The 18736-nt window shown below is 73.0% G+C and carries 13 protein-coding genes; 7 read left to right on the forward strand and 6 right to left on the reverse strand.

Going from position 1 to position 18736, the window contains the following annotated elements:
• Window positions 1–132: 132 nt before the first annotated feature.
• From fxsT to GTY47_RS28415, 3 genes are read left to right on the forward strand one after another with little or no spacing between them, the layout of a single operon-like run.
• Window positions 133–5613, forward strand: coding sequence for an FxSxx-COOH system tetratricopeptide repeat protein (gene fxsT / locus GTY47_RS28405; RefSeq protein WP_010043484.1), 5481 nt, complete (start codon window positions 133–135; stop codon window positions 5611–5613).
• Between the two features lie 5 nt (window positions 5614–5618).
• Window positions 5619–6908, forward strand: a complete 1290-nt coding sequence (locus GTY47_RS28410) for a hypothetical protein (protein WP_010043488.1) — start codon at window positions 5619–5621, stop codon at window positions 6906–6908.
• Window positions 6905–7936, forward strand: coding sequence for a hypothetical protein (locus GTY47_RS28415; protein WP_010043490.1), 1032 nt, complete (start codon window positions 6905–6907; stop codon window positions 7934–7936). The genes GTY47_RS28410 and GTY47_RS28415 overlap by 4 nt, the downstream gene beginning before the upstream one ends.
• Window positions 7937–8032: 96 nt before the next feature.
• Here GTY47_RS28415 and GTY47_RS28420 read toward each other — a convergent pair whose 3' ends face one another.
• On the reverse strand, window positions 8033–8476 hold the full coding sequence (locus GTY47_RS28420) for a peptidoglycan-binding domain-containing protein (RefSeq protein ID WP_010043492.1): 444 nt from the start codon (window positions 8474–8476) through the stop codon (window positions 8033–8035).
• A gap of 306 nt (window positions 8477–8782) precedes the next feature.
• On the opposite strand from GTY47_RS28420, the gene GTY47_RS28425 reads away from it, so the two are divergent.
• Both GTY47_RS28425 and GTY47_RS28430 read left to right on the forward strand, forming a co-directional pair.
• Complete coding sequence (locus tag GTY47_RS28425) at window positions 8783–9607, forward strand: peptidoglycan-binding protein (protein ID WP_029181425.1); 825 nt, start codon at window positions 8783–8785, stop codon at window positions 9605–9607.
• Window positions 9604–10458, forward strand: coding sequence for an XRE family transcriptional regulator (locus GTY47_RS28430; protein WP_010043496.1), 855 nt, complete (start codon window positions 9604–9606; stop codon window positions 10456–10458). The genes GTY47_RS28425 and GTY47_RS28430 overlap by 4 nt, the downstream gene beginning before the upstream one ends.
• Here GTY47_RS28430 and GTY47_RS28435 read toward each other — a convergent pair.
• The 4 genes from GTY47_RS28435 to GTY47_RS28450 form a co-directional block, all read right to left on the reverse strand.
• Complete coding sequence (locus tag GTY47_RS28435; RefSeq protein ID WP_010043498.1) at window positions 10421–11254, reverse strand: arylamine N-acetyltransferase; 834 nt, start codon at window positions 11252–11254, stop codon at window positions 10421–10423. The genes GTY47_RS28430 and GTY47_RS28435 overlap by 38 nt on opposite strands.
• A 72-nt stretch (window positions 11255–11326) precedes the next feature.
• Window positions 11327–12547: a PLP-dependent aminotransferase family protein gene (locus tag GTY47_RS28440; protein WP_010043499.1), complete on the reverse strand. Its 1221-nt coding sequence runs from the start codon at window positions 12545–12547 to the stop codon at window positions 11327–11329.
• 102 nt (window positions 12548–12649) lie between these two features.
• On the reverse strand, window positions 12650–13552 hold the full coding sequence (locus GTY47_RS28445; RefSeq protein WP_010043500.1) for an SAM-dependent methyltransferase: 903 nt from the start codon (window positions 13550–13552) through the stop codon (window positions 12650–12652).
• 188 nt (window positions 13553–13740) lie between these two features.
• Window positions 13741–15123, reverse strand: a complete 1383-nt coding sequence (locus tag GTY47_RS28450) for a helix-turn-helix transcriptional regulator (protein WP_010043501.1) — start codon at window positions 15121–15123, stop codon at window positions 13741–13743.
• A 227-nt stretch (window positions 15124–15350) separates the two neighbouring features.
• On the opposite strand from GTY47_RS28450, the gene GTY47_RS28455 reads away from it, so the two are divergent.
• Entirely contained in the window at window positions 15351–16055 is a 705-nt protein-coding gene (locus tag GTY47_RS28455) for a DUF4232 domain-containing protein (protein WP_010043503.1), read from the forward strand.
• Here GTY47_RS28455 and hemB read toward each other — a convergent pair.
• Window positions 16049–17047 carry a porphobilinogen synthase gene (hemB, locus tag GTY47_RS28460; protein WP_029181426.1) on the reverse strand — a complete coding sequence of 333 codons (999 nt, stop codon included), beginning with the start codon at window positions 17045–17047 and terminating at the stop codon, window positions 16049–16051. The genes GTY47_RS28455 and hemB overlap by 7 nt on opposite strands.
• Window positions 17048–17344: 297 nt before the next feature.
• Here hemB and GTY47_RS28465 point away from each other — a divergent pair, with 297 nt between their 5' ends.
• A complete protein-coding gene (locus tag GTY47_RS28465) occupies window positions 17345–18733 on the forward strand; it encodes an FAD-binding oxidoreductase (RefSeq protein ID WP_010043507.1) in 1389 nt (462 codons plus the stop codon).
• Window positions 18734–18736 lie beyond the last annotated feature (3 nt).

The raw sequence follows: 18736 nt of genomic DNA on the forward strand, positions 1-18736 counted from the left end.
GGTGGCCGACGTCCGCGTCGCCGCCCCACACCGGTGACAACTCCTTTTCGCCCCAGTACAGTTGCATATTCCTCCAGCGTCGCGGGCGGAGGACGTACCGGAGACGGTGCGGGTGATCGGCACGGGGGAGTCATGATCATCTCCGAGGAGTCGCGGGCCGCCGGGGCTGCCGTCCTCGAGCGTGACCTGGCTGTGCCGGGGCAGGCCGTCGGCCGTTTCCGCCCGGGCGGCAATCCGCACACCGAAGAGCACACCACGGTGCTGCCGGAAGCGGCGAAGGCCGCCGCCCTGGCGATCGACCCGCCCGCCCGGCTGGACAACCTTCCCTTGCTGCCGTCGGCGCCCTTCGTCGGGCGCATCGACGACCTGGGCCGCTTACGCGCCTCCCTGCTGTCCGGCGGCGGAGTCGTCACGCAGACGGTCGCGACCGCGGTGAGCGGTCTCGGAGGGATCGGCAAGACCGCCCTGGCGCTGCGCTACGCACACCAGAGCGACGAGTACCGGCTCGTGTGGTGGATCACCGCCGAGAGCGAGGAGCAGATCGCCTCGGGGTTCGGCGAGCTGGCCCTGCGCCTCCACCCGGACTGGGCCCGCGGGGCCCCCGCCAAGGAACGCACCGAGTGGGCGCTGGCCTGGCTGGAGGCGCATTCCGGCTGGCTGCTGGTGTACGACAACGTGGAGCGGCCCGAGCACCTCACCCCGTTTTTGGGCCGACTCATCGACCGTGGCCACCAGTTGGTCACGAGCCGCTGCCGCACCGGCTGGCCCGAGGGGGCCCGCCTGGTCAGCCTGGACGTGCTGGACCACGGGGAGGCCGTCGACCTGCTGTGCGCGACGGCCGGCCGCGGGGGCGACCGCACCGCCGCCGAACGGGAGCAGGCCGCGCGGCTCGCCGAGAACCTCGGGCATCTGCCCCTGGCGCTCACGCAGGCGGGCGCCTACCTCCGGGAGACCGGCATCGGCTTCGCGGCCTACCAGGCGAAGCTGGCCCGCGTCCCGGACGCCGTACTCAACGACGGGGCGGGCCGCTCGGGCCGTACGATCGCCCAGATCTGGCGCACGAGCCTGGAGTCCATCCGGTCCCGTCGTCCCTTGGCCGTTCCGCTGCTGTACACGCTGGCCTGGTACGCCCCGGAGGCGACGCCCCGCGAGGTGCTGCGGCATCTGGGCCGGCCCGAGCGCGAGGTCGAGGAGGCGCTCGACGCGCTCCGGGACTACCACCTGATCACGTCCGGCCCCGAGGGCCTCACCCTGCACCGCCTCGTGCAGCAGACGCTGCGGCACGCCGAGCCGCCCGAGGTGCCCGAGGCGCGGGACCTCGCCGAGCGGGCGCTGGCGGCGGAGCTGTCCGGCGCCCCGGCCGAGCGCGTACGGCGGCTGCTGATCCACGTCCAGGCGCTCGCGGAGACCGGACCGGCCGCGGAACCTGCCGCCGAGGCGGTCGAGATGTACCGGCGGGGCGCCGACGAGCTGGTGGCGCGGGAGCAACACGTCCTGGCGATCCCGCTCATGACGCGGGCCGTCGAGGGCAGCGAGGCGCTGCTCGGCGTAGACGACGACACCACGCTCGACCACCGCGACCGCCTGGCGGAGCTGCACGCGAAGGCCGGCGATCCGGCGCGGGCGGTCCGGCTGTGCCAGAACGTCTACCTCGACCGGCGCCAGCGGTGCGGCCCGGACGCCGTGGAGACACTGGCCGCCCGGCAGCGGTTGGCGTACGCGCACCGCAAGGCGGGCGATGTGATGCGGGCGGTCGACGAGCTCACGGCCGTCGTCGCGGACCGCCGCCGGATCCAGGGCGAGCAGCACCCGGACACGCTCGGCAGCCGCAACGACCTGGCCTACGCGCTCCAGACCGCGGGCCGGTACCAGGCCGCCGTGGAGGAGTTCGCGGCGGTCGTCGCCGACCGGGAGCGTCTCCTGGGGGCGGGGCACCGGGACACGCTCGCCAGTCGTACCAACCTCGCCTACGCCCACCGTGAGGCCGGTGACCACCGCACCGCGCTGGCCCTGTACGAGCAGGCGGTCGAGGACCGGCGGCGCGAGCACGGCCCCGACCATCCCGACACGCTCACCAGCCGCGGCTGGCTGGCCGCCGCGCACTCCGCCGCGGGCGATCCGCGCCGGGCGGTGGCCCTGTACCGGGAGGTGGTCGCCGCCCGGGAGCGCGTGCAGGGCCCGGACCATCCCGATACGTTGCGCAGCCGCAAGGACCTGGCGTACGAGCTGGCCGAGGCGCACGGACCGGACGCGGCGCTGCCGGAGTTCGAGTCGCTGGCGGCGGACAGCGCCCGTATCCAGGGGCCGGACCATCCAGCGACCCTCGACTACCGCGACGACATCGCGGAGGCTCATCGGGAGCGGGCCGACTACGTCCGGGCGGTCGCGGGTTACGAAGCGGTGATTGCCGACTACGCGCGGGTGCGGGGCCCGGACCACCCGGACACGCTGCGCGCGCGGGAAGCGCTGGCCTACACCCGGCAGCTCATGGGGGACCACGCCCGCTCGGTCCGCGAGCGCCGGGCACTCGTCGCGGACCGCGCCCGCGAACAGGGCGGCGATCATCCTGCGGCCCTCACCGCGCGCGCCCATCTGGCCTACGCCCTGCGCGAGGCCTCTGATCTGCCGGCCGCCATCGAGGTGTTCGAGGAGCTGCTGCGGGACCGCACCCGGGTCCTCGGCCCCGAGCACCCCGATGTGTTCGCCACTCGCGAGTCCCTGGCCCGCACCCGGCAGTGGGCGGGCGACCACCCGAGCGCGGTCGCGGAACTGGAGAACCTGCTCCAGGACATGGAACCCCTGCTGGGCCACGACCATCCGCGCGTCCTGTCGATCCGCCACTCCCTGGCCCAGGTGTTCGTCGAGGAGGAGCGCTACGCGCGGGGGCTGGAGTTGTACGGCGGGCTCGTGGAGGTCTATGAGCGGGTCCACGGCCCTGATCACCCCTTGACGTTCGGCATGCGGTCGTGGCTGGGCGCGGCCTACCGCTCGGCCGGTGAGTACGGCCGGGCGGGCGAGGTGTTCGACGCGCTCCTCGCCGACCGGACCCGTGTGCAGGGCGCCAACCATCCGGACACGCTGGAGGCCAGCAGCTGGTGTGCCTGGGTCTTCCGCTCGGCGGGACAGCATCAACGCGCCATCTCGGTCTACGAGGAACTGGTCGAGGCCCGGACCAGGGTCCTGGGCGCGGATGCGCAGGCGACGCTGAACTCCCGCAACGGCCTGGCGCTGGCCCGGCTGGGCGCCGGCGACCACGAGGGCGCGATCGCGGGGTTCACGGAACTGCTCGCCGACCACCGCCGGCTGCTGGGCGACGACGCCCCGGACACGCTGCTCACGCTGGAGAACCTGGCGGACGCCTGCTCGGCCGCCGAGCGGCACGACCGGGCCGTCGCCCTGTACGAGGAAGCCGTCGAGGCGTGGACCCGCATCTGGGGGGCCGATCATCCGCGCACGCTGCGCGCCCGGCGGGATCTGGGCCTGGTGCAGAAGGCGGCCGGACGGCACCAGTTGTCTCTCAGCACGCTGGAGTCCGTGCTCGACGGGCGCAGGCGTCTGTTCGGGCCCCACCACCCGCAGGTGCTCGACGTGCGCTTCGATCTGGTCAGCGCGCACTGTGCGTCGGGCGACTACAGCCGCGCCGCCCAACTCGCCGGCCAGTTGGTCGCCGACTGCTCGCGGGTGCGGGGCCGGGACCACGTCAGCACTCTGAACGCGCGCTCGTGGCAGGCGTACGCCTGGATGTGGTCCGGCGCGTACCGGCGGGCGATCGTCGCGTTCGAAGGACTGGTGGAGGACCGGACCAGCTTCCATGGGGCGGATCACGGCGAGACGTTGGCGACCAGGTACCTGCTGGCGACGGCCTTCGCCGAGCAGGGCGATCACGACCGGGCGGTCGCGCTCGGCCAGGACCTGGTGAACGATCTCGCCCGGTTCCACGGGGCCGACAGTCCGCGGGACTTCGACGACCGCACCATGCTGGCCCGCTGGCGGGAGCACACCAGGGACCGTGCGGGAGCGCTGCGGGACCTGGACGTGTTGCTGCGGGACCACGAGCGGTTGCTCGGTCCCGATCATCCCGACACCTTCGCCCTTCGGCGCACCATCGCCTGGGTCTGGCTGGGGTCGTCCACCGCCGGCCGGGCCGTCGCGACCGCCGCGAGCGTGGTCGCCGATGCCACCCGGGTCCTGGGCGCGGACCACCCCAGGACGCTCACCGCGCGCGCCACCCTCGCCGCCGCGTACAGCACGGCGGGTCAGGTCGCGCACGAGGTGCGACTGCGGGCATCGCTCGTGGACGACCGCGCCCGGATACACGGTCCCGACCACAGCTCGGTCCATGCCGCGCGCCGGAGCCTGATCTGGGCGCGGCTCCAGGCCGGTCAGCGCGTGCTGAGCGTACGGGACGCCATGGCGCTGGTCGACGACAGCAACCGCACGCGGGGCCCGCAGCACCCCGATACCCTCGGCTGCCGCAATCTCCTGGGACACGCCTGCTGGGAGGCGGGCGACCCCCATCGCGCGGCCGCGGTCTTCGAGGAGCTGCTGAAGCAGTGCGAGGACGTCCTCCCCGAGGAACACGAGACGACGTTCTGGGTGCGCGGCAACCTTGCCTGGCTGACGGCGGACACCGGTCCGGCGGACGACGCGGTGCGGTGGGCGCGGAACCTGGTCGACGATGCCACCGAGCTCTTCGGCCCGAACCACCGGCGCACCCTGGAAGTGCTGCCGGTGCTGGCGCACGCCCTGGCCCAGGCGGACGAGCCGGAGCAGGCGCTGGAGGTGCTGCGGGACCTGCTGCGCCGCACCGCGCTGTTGCGGGCTCGGCTGGATTATCCGGAAACGGTCGACGACGTCGTCCGTGTCCATCATCAGGCAGCCGCGCGGGAAGGCGAGCCGGCCTCGACCGGTGGACCGGCGGAGGAGGATGAGGAGTACGACGACGAGGCCCTCCGCCTGGGCGTGCTCGTCGAGTTGTTCGCCGATCGCTTCGGCGGCTTCCTCCCCACCCTGGCGACGCAGCTCGCCCACACCCTCTCCGACGCGGGCGATCCCGCGGCCGCCGTGGCTCTGCTGAAGGCCGTGCACGCCGGGCGGGCCCGGATGTTCGGCCCGGACCATCCGGACACCCTGGAGAGCCTGGCCGAGCTGGCCTTCGCCTGTCTGGAGGCCGACGACCCGGACTCGGCGCCGTCGCACGAGGAACTGCTCGCGCGCTGGGAGCGGACGTTCGGCCCGGACCACCCCGACACGGCGGAGCTCCGCTGGCGGCTGCGCACCGCGCGGCCGGCCTGGCGGGCCCGGCTGACGCTGCTCACGGACGACGTGACGGCCGGGCGGCCGGTCACGATCGAGGTCGGGCTGGAGCGGGAGGACGGTACGACGGCGGCTGTGCCGCCGCGGCTGGTGGTGGCCGTCAGCTGTCCCACGGCGACCACGGTCGACCCGGCCACGGCCGAGTACGACTCCGGAGGCGCTCCCACGCGTTTCACCCTGGCCGCCCCCGGGCCGGGCGCCCACGACGTCCGGTTCACGCTGTACGACCACGCCTCGGGGCTGGTGTTGCAGGAGCTGAAGACCGTTGTCCACGTGCAGGGTGCCAGGGAGGACTGACCCGGATGCCGCAGGATCTGGCCGTGGAGGTACTGAGGGACCCCTCCCACGGCTTCACGGGGGTGCCGCCGCAGCCCGGGAGCACCCCGCGTCCGCCGGACGGGGAACCGCCGGCGGAGCTGCGGGTGAAGCTGTACCGCACCAGCGAGAAGGTGTTGACGATCTTCGCCTGCGCCCCGGACGCGTCCTCGGACCCTGCGTTCCCGCGCTGGCACGAGGCGCCGCTGGAGGTCTCCCCCGACGACCTGCTGGAGCGGGCGGACCGCCTGCGTAACAGGTGGCACGACCTGGTGGTGTACTACCGCAGCGAGGGCGACGAGTCCGGGGCGCTGGTCGGCAGCCGGCCCTTCGCGGAGACCGCCGACCTCAGCGAACTCGCCGACCGGGCCGATTCGGTGACGGCGAAGCTGGCCGAGGAGGGGTACGACCTGCTCGACGTGATGCTCCACGGCAGCGGCTACGACCTGGGCCGTTTCCGCGAGTTCCTGCTGACCGCACTTGCAGGCAAGGAGACGCTGCGGATCAGCTTCGACTCCCGGCTGTATCTGCCGTGGCCCATGCTCGCCGTGGATCCGGCGGCGTGTGCCACGCCTTGGGAGGCGTTCCTGGGCCACCGGCACCAGGTCGAGCAGACCACCACCGGCTATCCCTGGGACCACGCCCCGCTCGGCCAGCGCGACCTGGCCACCACCAGCCTCAACAAGGACGACTCCCTGGACCGCGTGGGCCGCGCGCGCGAGGTGCACAAGCTGCTGGAGCAGCGCTCCCGGCTGATCGTGCGTTCCCGGGGCAGCGACCTGTTGCACGCCCTGGCGGGGCCGGTGCTCAACGAGGACGTCATGTACTTCTGGTGCCACGGCCGCATGGTGCAGAGCGGACCGTCGACCCCGGGGCTGTCCATCCGGCTCTCCGACGACGAGCACATCGACGGGCCGGTGGTGTCCCGCAAACGGCGCCGCTTCCGTCACGACTCACGGGCCAGGTTCAAGCCGTTCGTGCTGCTCAACGCCTGCGGCACGGCACGGGCGGCGGCGCCCGGCCGGCTGAAGCACCTCGGGCAGGAACTGATCGACATGGGCGCGGACGGCGTCCTCGCCCCGCAGATCGACATGCCCCAGGAGTTCGCGACGGAGTACGCGTACGCCTTTCTGGACCTGTATCTGACCGGCCGTTACACCGCCGGCGAGATAAGCCGGCTGCTGGTGCGACGGTTCGCCTCGGAGTTCCGCAACCCGCTCGCCCTGGCCTACTCGCTGCACTGCGGCATCGACAGCCGGCTGAGGCTCGTCTCATGACCGGCCCGCGGACCCGGTTGCCCGCGCCCGTCGAGATCGACCTGGACGACAAGGGCAGGCTGACACTGCCGGGCAGCGACGTGCCCGTGCCCGCCGGCCGCGTCGCCGAGCACCTGGCGCGGAGCCTGGCCGTCCCGCGCTGGGCGACCGACATCCACGTGTACGTGCACGGCTGGCAGACCGCGCCGAGCAGCGCCACCCGGACCGCCCAGCGCCTGCTGCGGCACTCCCTGGACCTGTACGAGGCGGCGCCGGAGCGCTATCCCGGGCTGAAGGCGGGCTACCGCCCCTGGTGCGTGGTGGTGCGCTGGCCGTCGTCCAGCCTGCCCACGCTCAAGGGTTACCGCCGCATCCGCGACCGCGCCCACGCGATGAGCGCCGACGGCACCGGGCACGCCCCGTACGTCCTCGGCCACCTGCTCGGCTACCTGGACACCGAACGCACCGACCCGACGGGCCCCGCGGTCCTGGCCAACCGGCACGGGCAGTACCTCCACCTCGTCGGGCACTCCTTCGGCGGCCGGTTCCTGTGCGAGGCGGTGCAGCGGGCCGCCGAGAAGCCTCCCGTGCTCGGCTGGAGCACACCGCACGATCCGCGCCGCCCGTTCACCGTGGACAGCGCCCTGATCTTCCAGATGGCCGCCCCGCGCGACGCCTTCGTCCGGTACTTCGACACGCTGTTCCCGCGCGACGGGCGGCCCGGCGCACCCCTGCGCGGCCCGCTCGCCCTGACGCACTCGCGCTGGGACCGGGCCACCGGCTTCTGGCACCTGCGCGCCGAGAAGGCACCCGGAATCGGCCACTCGGGCGCCGGTGCGGCACCGGTTCCCCAGTTCACGACCAGGTTGCTGCCGACGTCCGAGGTCTACGAGCAGGCCACGCTGGATCACCGGCTGGTCAACGTGGACGCCGACTGGCTCTACCGCGGCAGCCGCCGTACCCGGCTGCATCCCTCGGGCGCCCACTCCGACTTCCTGCGGCCGGAGTCCGCGCACCTGCTGCTGACCCTGGCGGAACGCTCGCGCTGAGGGTTGCGGCCCGTACGCCCGCACACGGGTGCGGCCCGTCCTCTCCCCCGTGGGGAGGACGGGCCGCGGTCTGTCGACGGAACCGGCGGTGCCGGGTCAGCAGTTGGGGCAGGCGTTCGCCATGCGCTTGAACGCGGCGCGGGTCCCCGGCCCGGGGTCTCCGTCGATCTCGCCCTTGTACCCCCACTTGGCCTTCAGCCAGCGCTGCAGCGCCATCACCGTGTTGGGCCCGACCTTCCCGTCGATCTTGTCCTTGTAGCCGTAGTGCTTCTTGAGGAAGCGCTGGAGCGCCTTCCAGCTGTCGGTGCCGAGCTTCCCGTCGATCTTGCCCTGGTACTGCCAGTGCTCCTTCAGGACGCGCTGGACCTTCTTGGCCTCCTCGACCGTCAGGCCGAGGTTGACGACCGCGAGCGGGCTGACCTCGGCGCTCGCCGCCGGCCTCGTCTCCGCCGCGACACCGGGACCGGCCGTCGCCAGGCCCCCGACGGCGATCCCGATGGCGGTGGTGGCACAGACGAGTGTCTTCGTGAGTGCTCGCATGAGTTCCCCTCCGATGGTTGCGAGTGCTCCTGGGTGCTGCGTGGCAACGAGACTGCGGCCCCGGGGCCCGGAGCCGCCACAGTCGCCGCGCAAGTGACGTCCTGACGGGACGTCCCACACGCTGACCTGCGGGGACGCCGTACGCCGGGACGACACGGCGGGACGGTCGCGGCAGGGTGTGGCCGAATCGGTAGGGGGCGGCGGGGAGAACGGAACCTAGGTATGGGGCACCGCGTGGATGCTGATGCAGAATGCGGCGGTGACGGGGACCGCTGACCACGGTCCACGAACGCGAGTGGGGGGAACATGTCGCGTTGGAAAGGGCTGCCCGAAGAACTGGACCCGTGCGTACGGCAGTTGGTGGTGCGATTACGCCGGGTGAAGGACCACAGCGGACTGAGCCTGCGCCAGCTCGCGGCCAAGACGGGGTACAGCACGTCGTCCTGGGAGCGCTACCTGGCCGGCAGGTCGCTCCCGCCCAGGGAGGCCGTCGAGGCGATGGCCCGGCTCGGCGGTGACGACCCGACCCGCCTCCTCGCACTGCACGAGGTCGCCACCGAGGCGTGGGGCAAGGGGGCCGGCCACGCGGACCCGGCGGATCTGACCGATCGGGCGGATCGGCCGGATCGGGTGGATCGACAGGGCGAGACGGCCGGGACCGAGCCCGGGACCGACACCCCCCGTCCCCACGGCCGGGCACTGCGCATCACGCTGATCGCCGGATCCGTGGCCCTCGTGCTGGCCGTCGCCGCCACGGTCCTGCTGGCCGTACGGCTCACGGACGGTCAGGGCAGAGCGGTGGCGGCCGGCCTCACCGCCTCCGCCACGACGGCACCGGGATCGCCCGAGGAGTCGGAGCGGACCCGGTACACCTGCCGCGCGGACCGGATCGACGGCCGCTGGTACGCGGGCAACAGCCGCACCATGAAGGCCATCCTGGCGAAGGGCCACGCCGGACCGGAGGTGGCCGAGGCACAGTGCCTGCTGCGTGAGGCGGGCCTCTCACCGGGCGTCGTGGACGGCATCTTCGGCCCGCACACGGAACGCGCGGTCAGGGACCTCCAGAAGCGGGCGCGCCTGGTCGTGGACGGCATCATCGGCCCGCACACCTGGAAGGCCCTGCGGGAATGACGCGGACCCCGCCCGGCCCGCCGCCGCCCGAACGTGCCCGGCTCGCCTCCGCACTGAGGGAGTTGAAGGCGGGCACGGGCCTGAGCCTGGCGGCCCTGGCGGCGAAGACCACCTTCAGCAAGTCGTCCTGGGAGCGCTACCTCAACGGCAGGACGCTCCCGCCGCGCCAGGCGGTGCGGGAGCTGTGCCGGCTCGCGGGGGAACCGGAGGGCCGGTGTCTCGCGCTGTGGGAACTGGCGGAGTCGGAGTGGAGCGGCCGTGCGGCTCCGACGACACCTGCGGACCCGCCCGCGCACCCGGAGGCGGACGCCCGGTCTGCCGCCGCCGGCAGGGGCGCGGCCCTGGCGGTACTCGCGTCGGTGTGCGCGCTAGCGGCCGGCGGCCTGTCCGTGGCCCTGGTCCTCCTCGTGGGCCAGTCCGGCGACCCCCGGCCGTCCCCGCCGCCCCCGTCCGCCCCGGCGCCCCGCTGCCGGGGAGCCGCCTGCGAGGGCAGGAGCCCGATGCACATGAGATGCGGCGCTGCCCCGCTCACTCTCGCCTCGCACCGCACGTCCACCGGAGCCCACCTCGAACTGCGCTACAGCGACAAGTGCGAGGCCGGCTGGGCCCGGATGTGGAGCACGCGGATCGGCGACCGACTGGAGCTGAACAGGACCCACGGGGGCCGCCGTCCGCACGCCGCCGAGATCACGGACGGCATCGCCGCCCAGTCCTACGTCTACACGCCCATGACCGAAGCCCGCCCCGGCACGACCGTCCGGGCCTGCTTCCGCCCGGCGACGGGAGGCAGCCGCGAGTGCTTCGACGCCCGCGTCAGCCGCTCAGCAGCGTCATCCCCTCCGGCGCGGTGATGCCGAACTCCTCCTCCAGGAGCCGCCGCGCCTCCGCCTCACCGGTCACCTCACGCTCGGTGACCGTCCCGTCGGGGTGGGACTCCGTGAGGAGCCGGCCGTCGAGCAGGAGGTGCCGGGTGGCGTTGATGTGCTGGCAGTAGACGCGCTGGGCGAACGGCGAGCGCGGGTTGGTCGCGATGTGCCAGTTGATGACGTCGAAGTCGGGCTTCTCGAAGGGCTCCAGGGTGAAGGCGTACTGGCCGCTCCAGTCGTCCTTCCCCGGGTCGTGGGCCTGGAGCAGCCACATCTCCAGGGGGCCGTCGTGCGGCACGTGCACCAGGCGGTGCCGCCGCCCGGCCCCGGCGAACTCGACGTCCGCGACCAGCGGCACCGGCTCCAGCAGCGCGCCGATCGCCCCGAAGCCGACGTCCGCGAGGTACGGCCGCGGTTCGCCGGGGACCTCCACCAGCAACGCCATGTGCGTGCGGGGCCGGCTCGCGAGGGTGTCGGCGCCGACGGCGACCCGCGCGGCCAGCAGGGTCACCCGGAAGCCCAGCGCCTCCAGCGCGTGGGCGAACAGCGTGTTGTGCTCGTAGCAGTAGCCGCCGCGCCGGCTGTGGACCAGCTTGGCCACGAGGTCGGCCGGATCGAGGGAGGGGGCCCTGCCGCGCAGTGCGTCGAGGTTCTCGAACGGGAGGGCCCGCATGTGCGCCAGATGCACACCGCGCAGCGTGGCCGGGTCGGCCTGCCGCTCCCCCTCCCACCCGATCCGCCGGAGATACACGTCGAGGTCGAACGGAATGGAGTCGAGCATGACGTCACCGTAACCACACCGGACCCACCCGGTCCGCGGCCCACAGCCGGACATGCCGCTCCGACGTTGGTCCTAGGCCCCCGGCGTACCGGCAAGCCCCTTGCTCAGCCGCCGCAGCCCTTCCTCGATCTCCTCCGGCGTCTGCGTCACGAAGCACAGCCGCAGGGTCGTGCGGTCGGGCGTGCCGGCGTAGAAGGGGGCGCCGGGGACGTACGCCACGTCGTGCCGCACCACCTGCGGCAGCAGGGCCGTCGTGTCGTACGGCTCCGGCAGGCGCGCCCAGAGGAACATGCCGCCCTCGGGCCGGGTCCAGACCGACCCCTCGGGCAGCGCGCCGGGCAGCGCCGCGAGCATGGCGTCCCGGCGTTCGCGGTACACGCCGGAGACGCGCGTGACGTGGGCGTCCAGGTCGTGGTCGGCGAGGTACCGGGCCGCGGCGAGCTGGTTGACGGTCGGCGTGTGCAGGTCGGCGGCCTGTTTGGCGACGGCACAGGCGCGCCGCAGCTCACCGGGCGCGCGCAGCCAGCCGAGCCGCAGACCGGGTGCCATCACCTTGGAGAAGCTGCCGAGCAGCACCGTGCGGTCCTCGGCGCCCGGGAGGGAGGCGATCCACGGCACGCGTTCACCGTCGTAGCGCAACTGCCCGTAGGGGTCGTCCTCGACGATCCACAGCCCGCGCCGGGCGGCGACCGCGGCCACGGCGGCGCGCCGCCCGGCGGGCAGCGTGCGGCCGGTGGGGTTCTGGAAGGTGGGCACGGTGTAGAGCAGCTTGGGCCGCTCGCGCACCACGAGCTCCTCCAGCGCCTCGGGATCGACACCGTGCTCGTCGCCGGGCACGGGCACGACCCGCGCTCCGGCGAAGCCGAACGCCTGAAGGGCCGCCAGGTAGCAGGGGTCCTCGACGAGGACGGTGTCCCCGGGTTCGAGCAGCGCGGTGGCGAGGAGGGAGAGGGCCTGCTGGGAACCGGTGGTGACGAGCAGATCGTCGGGACCGGTCGGCAGTCCGCGTGCCGTGGCGCGGTCGGCGAGCGCGGCCCGCAGCGTGGGCTCGCCCTCGGTCGTGGAGTACTGCAACGCCCGCGCGGGCTCCTCGGCGAGGACGGCCCGGTACGTGGCCGCGATGCCCGCCGCGTCGAACAGCTCCGGCGCCGGCAGCCCGCCCGCGAAGTTGATCACCTCGGGGCGGGCGGTCACGGCGAGGATGTCCCGCACGGGAGAACCGCCGACCGACCGCGCCCGCGCGGCGAGCGGCGGCACGGGAGAGTGGGCGGGCGCGGGCTCGGTGACGGTCATGACACGGCTCCTTCGACTGCGGTGACGACGTGTGCGCCGCAGCCTAGAGAAGTACGTGCCGCCTACAAACACATTTCCGCGATCCGGACGGGGAGCCGCTGCTCAGCCCTTGGCGGCCATCCCCGCGTACACGTTGATGTCGGCGTCCGTGACGTCGTTGATGTCCTGGTAGCGGACCTTCTCGATGTCGTCGAGACCGGCGAGGTACGACTCCTCCGGCCGCTCGGGGACGGGAGCCGCGTGGTCGGGCCGCCAGCGGTGCGCCGGGACGATCCCCGGGTCGGCGATCTCCAGGGAGTTCTCCGTGAAGAACCGCTCGACCTCCGCCCGGGACCGCAGCACGAAGGTGAACCCCCGCTCGGTGTACGTCCGCTGGACCGCGCGGATGTTCTCGGGGTTGAGGTCCTCGGTGAGATGACTGAGCACCAGCCGGCTCCCGACCGGCAGCGCGTCGAGCAGCTCGCGCACCAGCGGATACGCCTCCTCGTCCGCGACGAAGTGCAGGACGGCGACCAGGCAGAGCGCGACCGGCTGGTCGAAGTCCAGGGTCTTGGCGGCCAGTTCCAGGATGTGGGCCGGGTCCCGCAGGTCGGCGTCGATGTAGTCCGTGCGCCCCTCGGGCCCGCTCGTCAGCAGGGCCCGCGCGTGCGCGAGCACGACCGGGTCGTTGTCGACGTACACCACCCGCGCGTCGGGCGCGATGCGCTGCGCGATCTGGTGCACGTTCTCGGCGGTCGGCAGTCCCGTGCCGATGTCGAGGAACTGCCGGATGCCGTCCTGCTCCACCAGCGTGGTCACCGCACGGCGCAGGAAGTCGCGGTTGTGCCGTACGTCGAGGTACCCGCGGGGGTTGGCGGCGAGCGCGGCGGCGGCCGCGTCCCGGTCGGCCGGGTAGTGGTCCTTGCCGCCGAGGAAGACGTCGTAGACCCGGGCCGGGTGCGCCTTGCTGCTGTCGATCCTCCTCTGCAGCTCGGCGGGATCCTGACTGAGGGCGTCACCGGACATGGACGTCTCCCTGGAGAGTAGGTGGTTCAATCAGTAACCACTCCGACGGTCAACAACCTAACGGTTCAACTGATTTGTTGGTGCCCATGCCGCCCGAATCGCGCGCGACTGGAACGTCAAGCACGACGGCGCCAACTTCAACGCCCACATCGTCGGCAGGATCGAGCTGGTGCACGAGTTCCACTGAGTCAGTCGGTGGTCCCGGCCGGGACCCACTTGTCGCCGCCCAGCGGGAACTCGTACGCCGGACGCCCGTTGTTCCCGCTCGTGCGGAAGGGCCTGCCCCGGTCGTCCACCGTCAGCGTGCCGCTCCGGCTGCCACTGGACCAGTTCAGCTCCAGGTACCAGCTGACGTCGTACGCGGAGGCGTCGGCCCGGATGTAGTAGACCTCCGGGTCGGACTCGCTCACCTTGAACGGGAAGTCGTCGTGCCCCGCCTCCGGGACGACGGCGGGACGCGCGGCGTCGAGAGCGACCGTGAAGGAACGGGTCGGGACGTTGCCCCCGCAGCCGACGCCCGGATAGCCCATGGCGTAGTCGTTCCAGGCGAGCGGCGCACGCTTGCCGGCCATCCGGACCGTCAGCCCGTCGACGACCACCGTCTCCTTGCCGGTGCCCTGCACGGTGACCTTCAGATACTGCTGCCCCGACGGCACGGCACCCATCGCCCCCACCCAGGCGGGCGCGTCCTGCTCCAGCGGCGGCGGCCCCACGCGCCCCGGCGGCCGGTTCACCAGGTAGCGCTGGGAACAGGGGCTCTCCCAGGCGTGCGGCTCGGTGCGCACCGTGAGGGGAGCGGGTCCCGCGGCGGCGTCCCGCCCCGGGCGGTCGGCCCCGGCACCGCTACCGCTACCGGTGGCGGAGGCGGAGGCGGATGAGGTGGGCGTCGCGGAGGCGGCGTCCTTTCCGCTCTTCTTCTTGCCGCTGGCGGCAGAGGAACTGCCCGACGGCGACAGCGATGCGGCCGGGCCGCCATCGGGCTGCTGCCGATGGCCGTCGGAGACAGCCGCCGAGCCACGACGCCCGTCGTCGTCCGCCCCGCCGGAGGGGAGGGCCACGGCGAGCCCGACCCCGCTCAGGACGACGGCCACGACGGCAGCGGCGAGCAGGGCGGGACGTGGACGGCGCGGGCGGCGGTCCACCGGCCCTGCTGAAACAACGTCACCCGACTCTTCGGAAACGCTCTCGCCCGTCTCCTCCGCAAGGCCCGCCTCCGAAGGGGCCTCCACCTCGGACGCCGCCTCCGTGGGCGCCGCCTGCGAGGACGCCGTCTCCGTGGACACCGCCTCCCCGGCCGGAGCGGCGCCGGCCCCCTTGCGCCCTCGGCCGGCATCCGCCAGCACCCACCGCCGATGCAGCTCGACGAGTTCCTCGGGCGACGCCTTGCACAGCCGGGCGAGCCTCTCCACGGGCGCGTAATCGGTGGGTACGGCATCCCCGTTGCAGTACCGGTGCAGCGTCGACGTACTCATGTGCAGCCGCTTGGCGAGCACCCCGTAGCTCAGCCCGGACCGCTCCTTCAACTCCCCCAGCAACGCGGCGAAGTCCGCCGCAGCCGTGCCTTCCGACACCGTTCCTCCATCCCCCATGTCCCGTTCCCCCATTCCAGGGGAGGGTCGTTTCCCCTGGTCAAGGCCGGTGCGGGCGTTCCACCGTCCCTGATCCCCCGCCGGTCGTGGCGGCCGGGACGGATCACCGCACAAGCTCTGGTCATCCAAGCACGCCGCTCCCGGACGACCGGTGGAGCGGCTCGCTCAGGCCTTCTTGCCGACGACCTTTGTCCGAAAGGGAACCACCCATGCGCACGTACCACGCTCTCCCCGCCGCCCTCCTGGCCGCGCTCGCCCTCACCGCCTGCCAGGACGGCACGGGCACGAAGGACGAGGGCGCGGCCGAGCCGCAGCTGACGGCGACCGCGACCGCGACCGCGAGCACCACGCCCACGAAGGCGGCCGCCGACAAGGCGAGCAACACGGCAGGGACCGCGGCTGCCGGCAAGGCCACGAACGCGAAGGACCCGAGCGCGAAGCCCGGCAATCCGCAGGGCACGAAGCCCGGGGCCGCCGCCCCGGCCGACCGTGTCTCCTGCAACGGCACGAACACCACCGTCACGGCCCAGCCGGTCCCCCGCCCGCTCAACCACATGCTGATTACGGTCAAGAACACCGGCTCGAAGATGTGCGACCTCACCTACTACCCGGTGCTGCGCTTCGACGAGATGCAGTGGGCCCCGCAGCCGATCGAGGACTCCAAGCCGCAGGCGGTGACCACCCTGGCCCCCGGCGAGTCCGGCTACGCGGGCGTGCTGCTGTCGGCGGCCGACGGCAGCGGCGACGGCGGCACCACCGGCCACAAGCTCACGGTCGGCTTCCAGGGCCGCACGCCGAACAGCAGCGGCGGCCCCTCGGCGATCCCGCGGCTGCCCTCCGGGGGCGTGTACTACGACAGCTCGCTGACCGTCACGTACTGGCTGCGGGACAGGGACGACGCCCTGTCCTACTGATCCTTGAGCCGCTGGGCCACTTCGGTGGCCCAGTAGGTGAGGATGCTCCGGGCGCCCGCCCGCCGGATACCGGTCAGGGCCTCCATGATCGCGCGGTCCCGGTCGATCCAGCCCTTCTCGGCGGCGGCCTCGATCATCGAGTACTCGCCGGAGATCTGGTAGGCGGCGACGGGCACGTCCACGGCGTCCGCGACCCGGGCGACGATGTCCAGGTACGGCCCGGCGGGCTTGACCATGACCATGTCGGCGCCCTCCTCCAGATCGAGGGCCAGCTCCCGCATGGACTCACGCACGTTCGCGGGATCCTGCTGGTAGGTCTTCCGGTCCCCCTGCAAGGAGGAGCCGACGGCCTCCCGGAACGGCCCGTAGAACGCGGAGGCGTACTTCACGGTGTAGGCGAGGATGGCGACATCCTCCCGGCCGATCTGATCGAGGGCGTCACGGATGACGCCGATCTGCCCGTCCATCATCCCGCTGGGCCCGACCACATGGGCGCCGGCGTCGGCCTGCACCTGGGCCATCTCGGCGTACCGCTCCAGGGTCGCGTCGTTGTCGACCCGCCCCTGGGAGTCCAGCACCCCGCAGTGCCCGTGATCGGTGGTCTCGTCGAGACACAGATCGGACATGACGAGCAGGTCGTCACCGACTTCGGCCCGCACGTCCCGGATGGCGACCTGGAGAATCCCGTCCGGGTCGGTCCCCGCCGTCCCCGCGGCGTCCTTCTTCGACTCCTCCGGCACGCCGAACAGCATGATCCCGGAGATCCCCGCCGCGACGGCCTCCGCGGCGGCCTTCTTCAGACTGTCCCGGGTGTGCTGCACGACCCCCGGCATGGCCGCGATCGGCACCGGCTCGCTGACGCCCTCCCGCACGAAGGCCGGAAGAATGAGATCGGCGGGGTGCAACCGGGTCTCGGCGACCATCCGACGCATGACGGGAGTGCTCCGCAAACGCCGCGGCCGCGTACCGGGAAAAGATCCGTACGTCGTCATGCCACCTACGCTACGCCCGCCCCACACCCGCCGATGCCGACGCACTGTCGGACCCAGCTGCGGGCATGCGTGCCGCTAGGGGCGGTACGGGTGGGTGCAGCGGCACCTCGTCGCGCCGAGTTGCGCGCCCACCCGGCCCCGGCCCCCACACGCCGAGCACCAGGCACCCCACAGCCCCACAATGCGCCCACCACCCCCCAGGTCCATCCTGAAAAGAACACCCAGGACAAGGACCCCGACGGCCAGCACCACCCCCCGCCGCCGCCGTCCCTCCGTACGCCACCCACGGAGGACGCGATGACCACCCGCCACGACACGCCCGACATCTTCGCCCTCTCGGAGATCAACGGCCCGGTCCTGCGCCCCGGCGACCCCGCCTACGCCGACGAGGTCACCGGCTTCAACCTGGCCGCCCTGCACACCCCGGACGTGGCCATCGGAGCGACGGGCCCCGACGACATCGTCACCGCCATGCGCTGGGCGAAGGCCACCGGCACCCCCGTCGCCGTCCAGGCCACCGGCCACGGCGCCAACTTCCCCATCGAAAAGGGCCTCCTGATCAACACGGCCCGCATGACCGACGTACGGATCGACCCCACCACCCGCACGGCCACCATCGCCGCGGGCGCGAAGTGGAGCCACGTCATGGCCGCGGGCGCCCCGCACGGCCTCGCCGGCCTGTGCGGCACCTCCACGGACGCGGGCGTCATCGGCTACACCCTCGGCGGCGGACTCCCGGTCCTCGGCCGTGCCTACGGCTACGCCGCCGACCTGGTCCGCTCCTTCCAGGTCGTCACCCCGGACGGCCGGCTGCGCGAAACGGACCCCCAGCACGAACCGGAACTGTTCTGGGCCCTGCGCGGCGGCAAGGGCAACGTGGGCGTCGTCACCTCACTGGTCACCGAACTGCTCCCCCTCCCCCGCCTCTACGGCGGCGGCATCTACTGCCGGGGGGAACACGCCGAAGCCCTGCTGCGGGCCTGGGCGGACTGGACGCGCACCGTCCCGGACCAGATGTGCAGCGCGTTCACGATCCTCCGCCTGCCGCCCATCCCCCAGATCCCGGAACCGCTGCGCGGCGGTTTCTGGGCCCGCGTGGCGATCGCCTGGCCCGGCCTCCCGGCCGACGGCGAGGCACTGATCGCACCTCTGCGCGAAGCGGCCCCCGTGGCCGTCGACACGGTCGAGGTGATGGACCACGCGGCCCTGGACCGCATCCACATGGAACCGCAGGACCCGCTCCCCGCAAGGGAGTCGTGCCTGCTCCTGCGCGATCTGACCCCCGACGCCATCGGCACGTTCCTGGAGCAGGCCGGCCCCGCCGCAGGCGCCGACCATCCCCTGCTGATGGTCGAGATACGCCACATGGGCGGCGCGATGTCCCGCCCGTCCCCCGTCGAGGACGCCGTCTGCGCCCGCGACGCCCTGTACTTCATCGACTCGGTCGGCGTCCTGGCCGCCCCACCCGCCGCCGAGGCCATCGAACAGGCGACGCAACGGCTCTACACGGCGATGGCCCCGTACGGCACGGGCCACACCATGGTCAACATCCACGGCACCCCGGGCGACGAACAGGACCGCGCCCGCGCCTGGACCCCGAAGGTCTACGACCGCCTCCGCCACGACAAGGCCACCTACGACCCGTCCAACCTGCTGCGCTACGGCCACGCGGTGCCCCCCGCGTAGCCG

This window comes from Streptomyces sp. SID5464 (assembly GCF_009862985.1).
Lineage (GTDB): Bacteria > Actinomycetota > Actinomycetes > Streptomycetales > Streptomycetaceae > Streptomyces > Streptomyces chartreusis_D.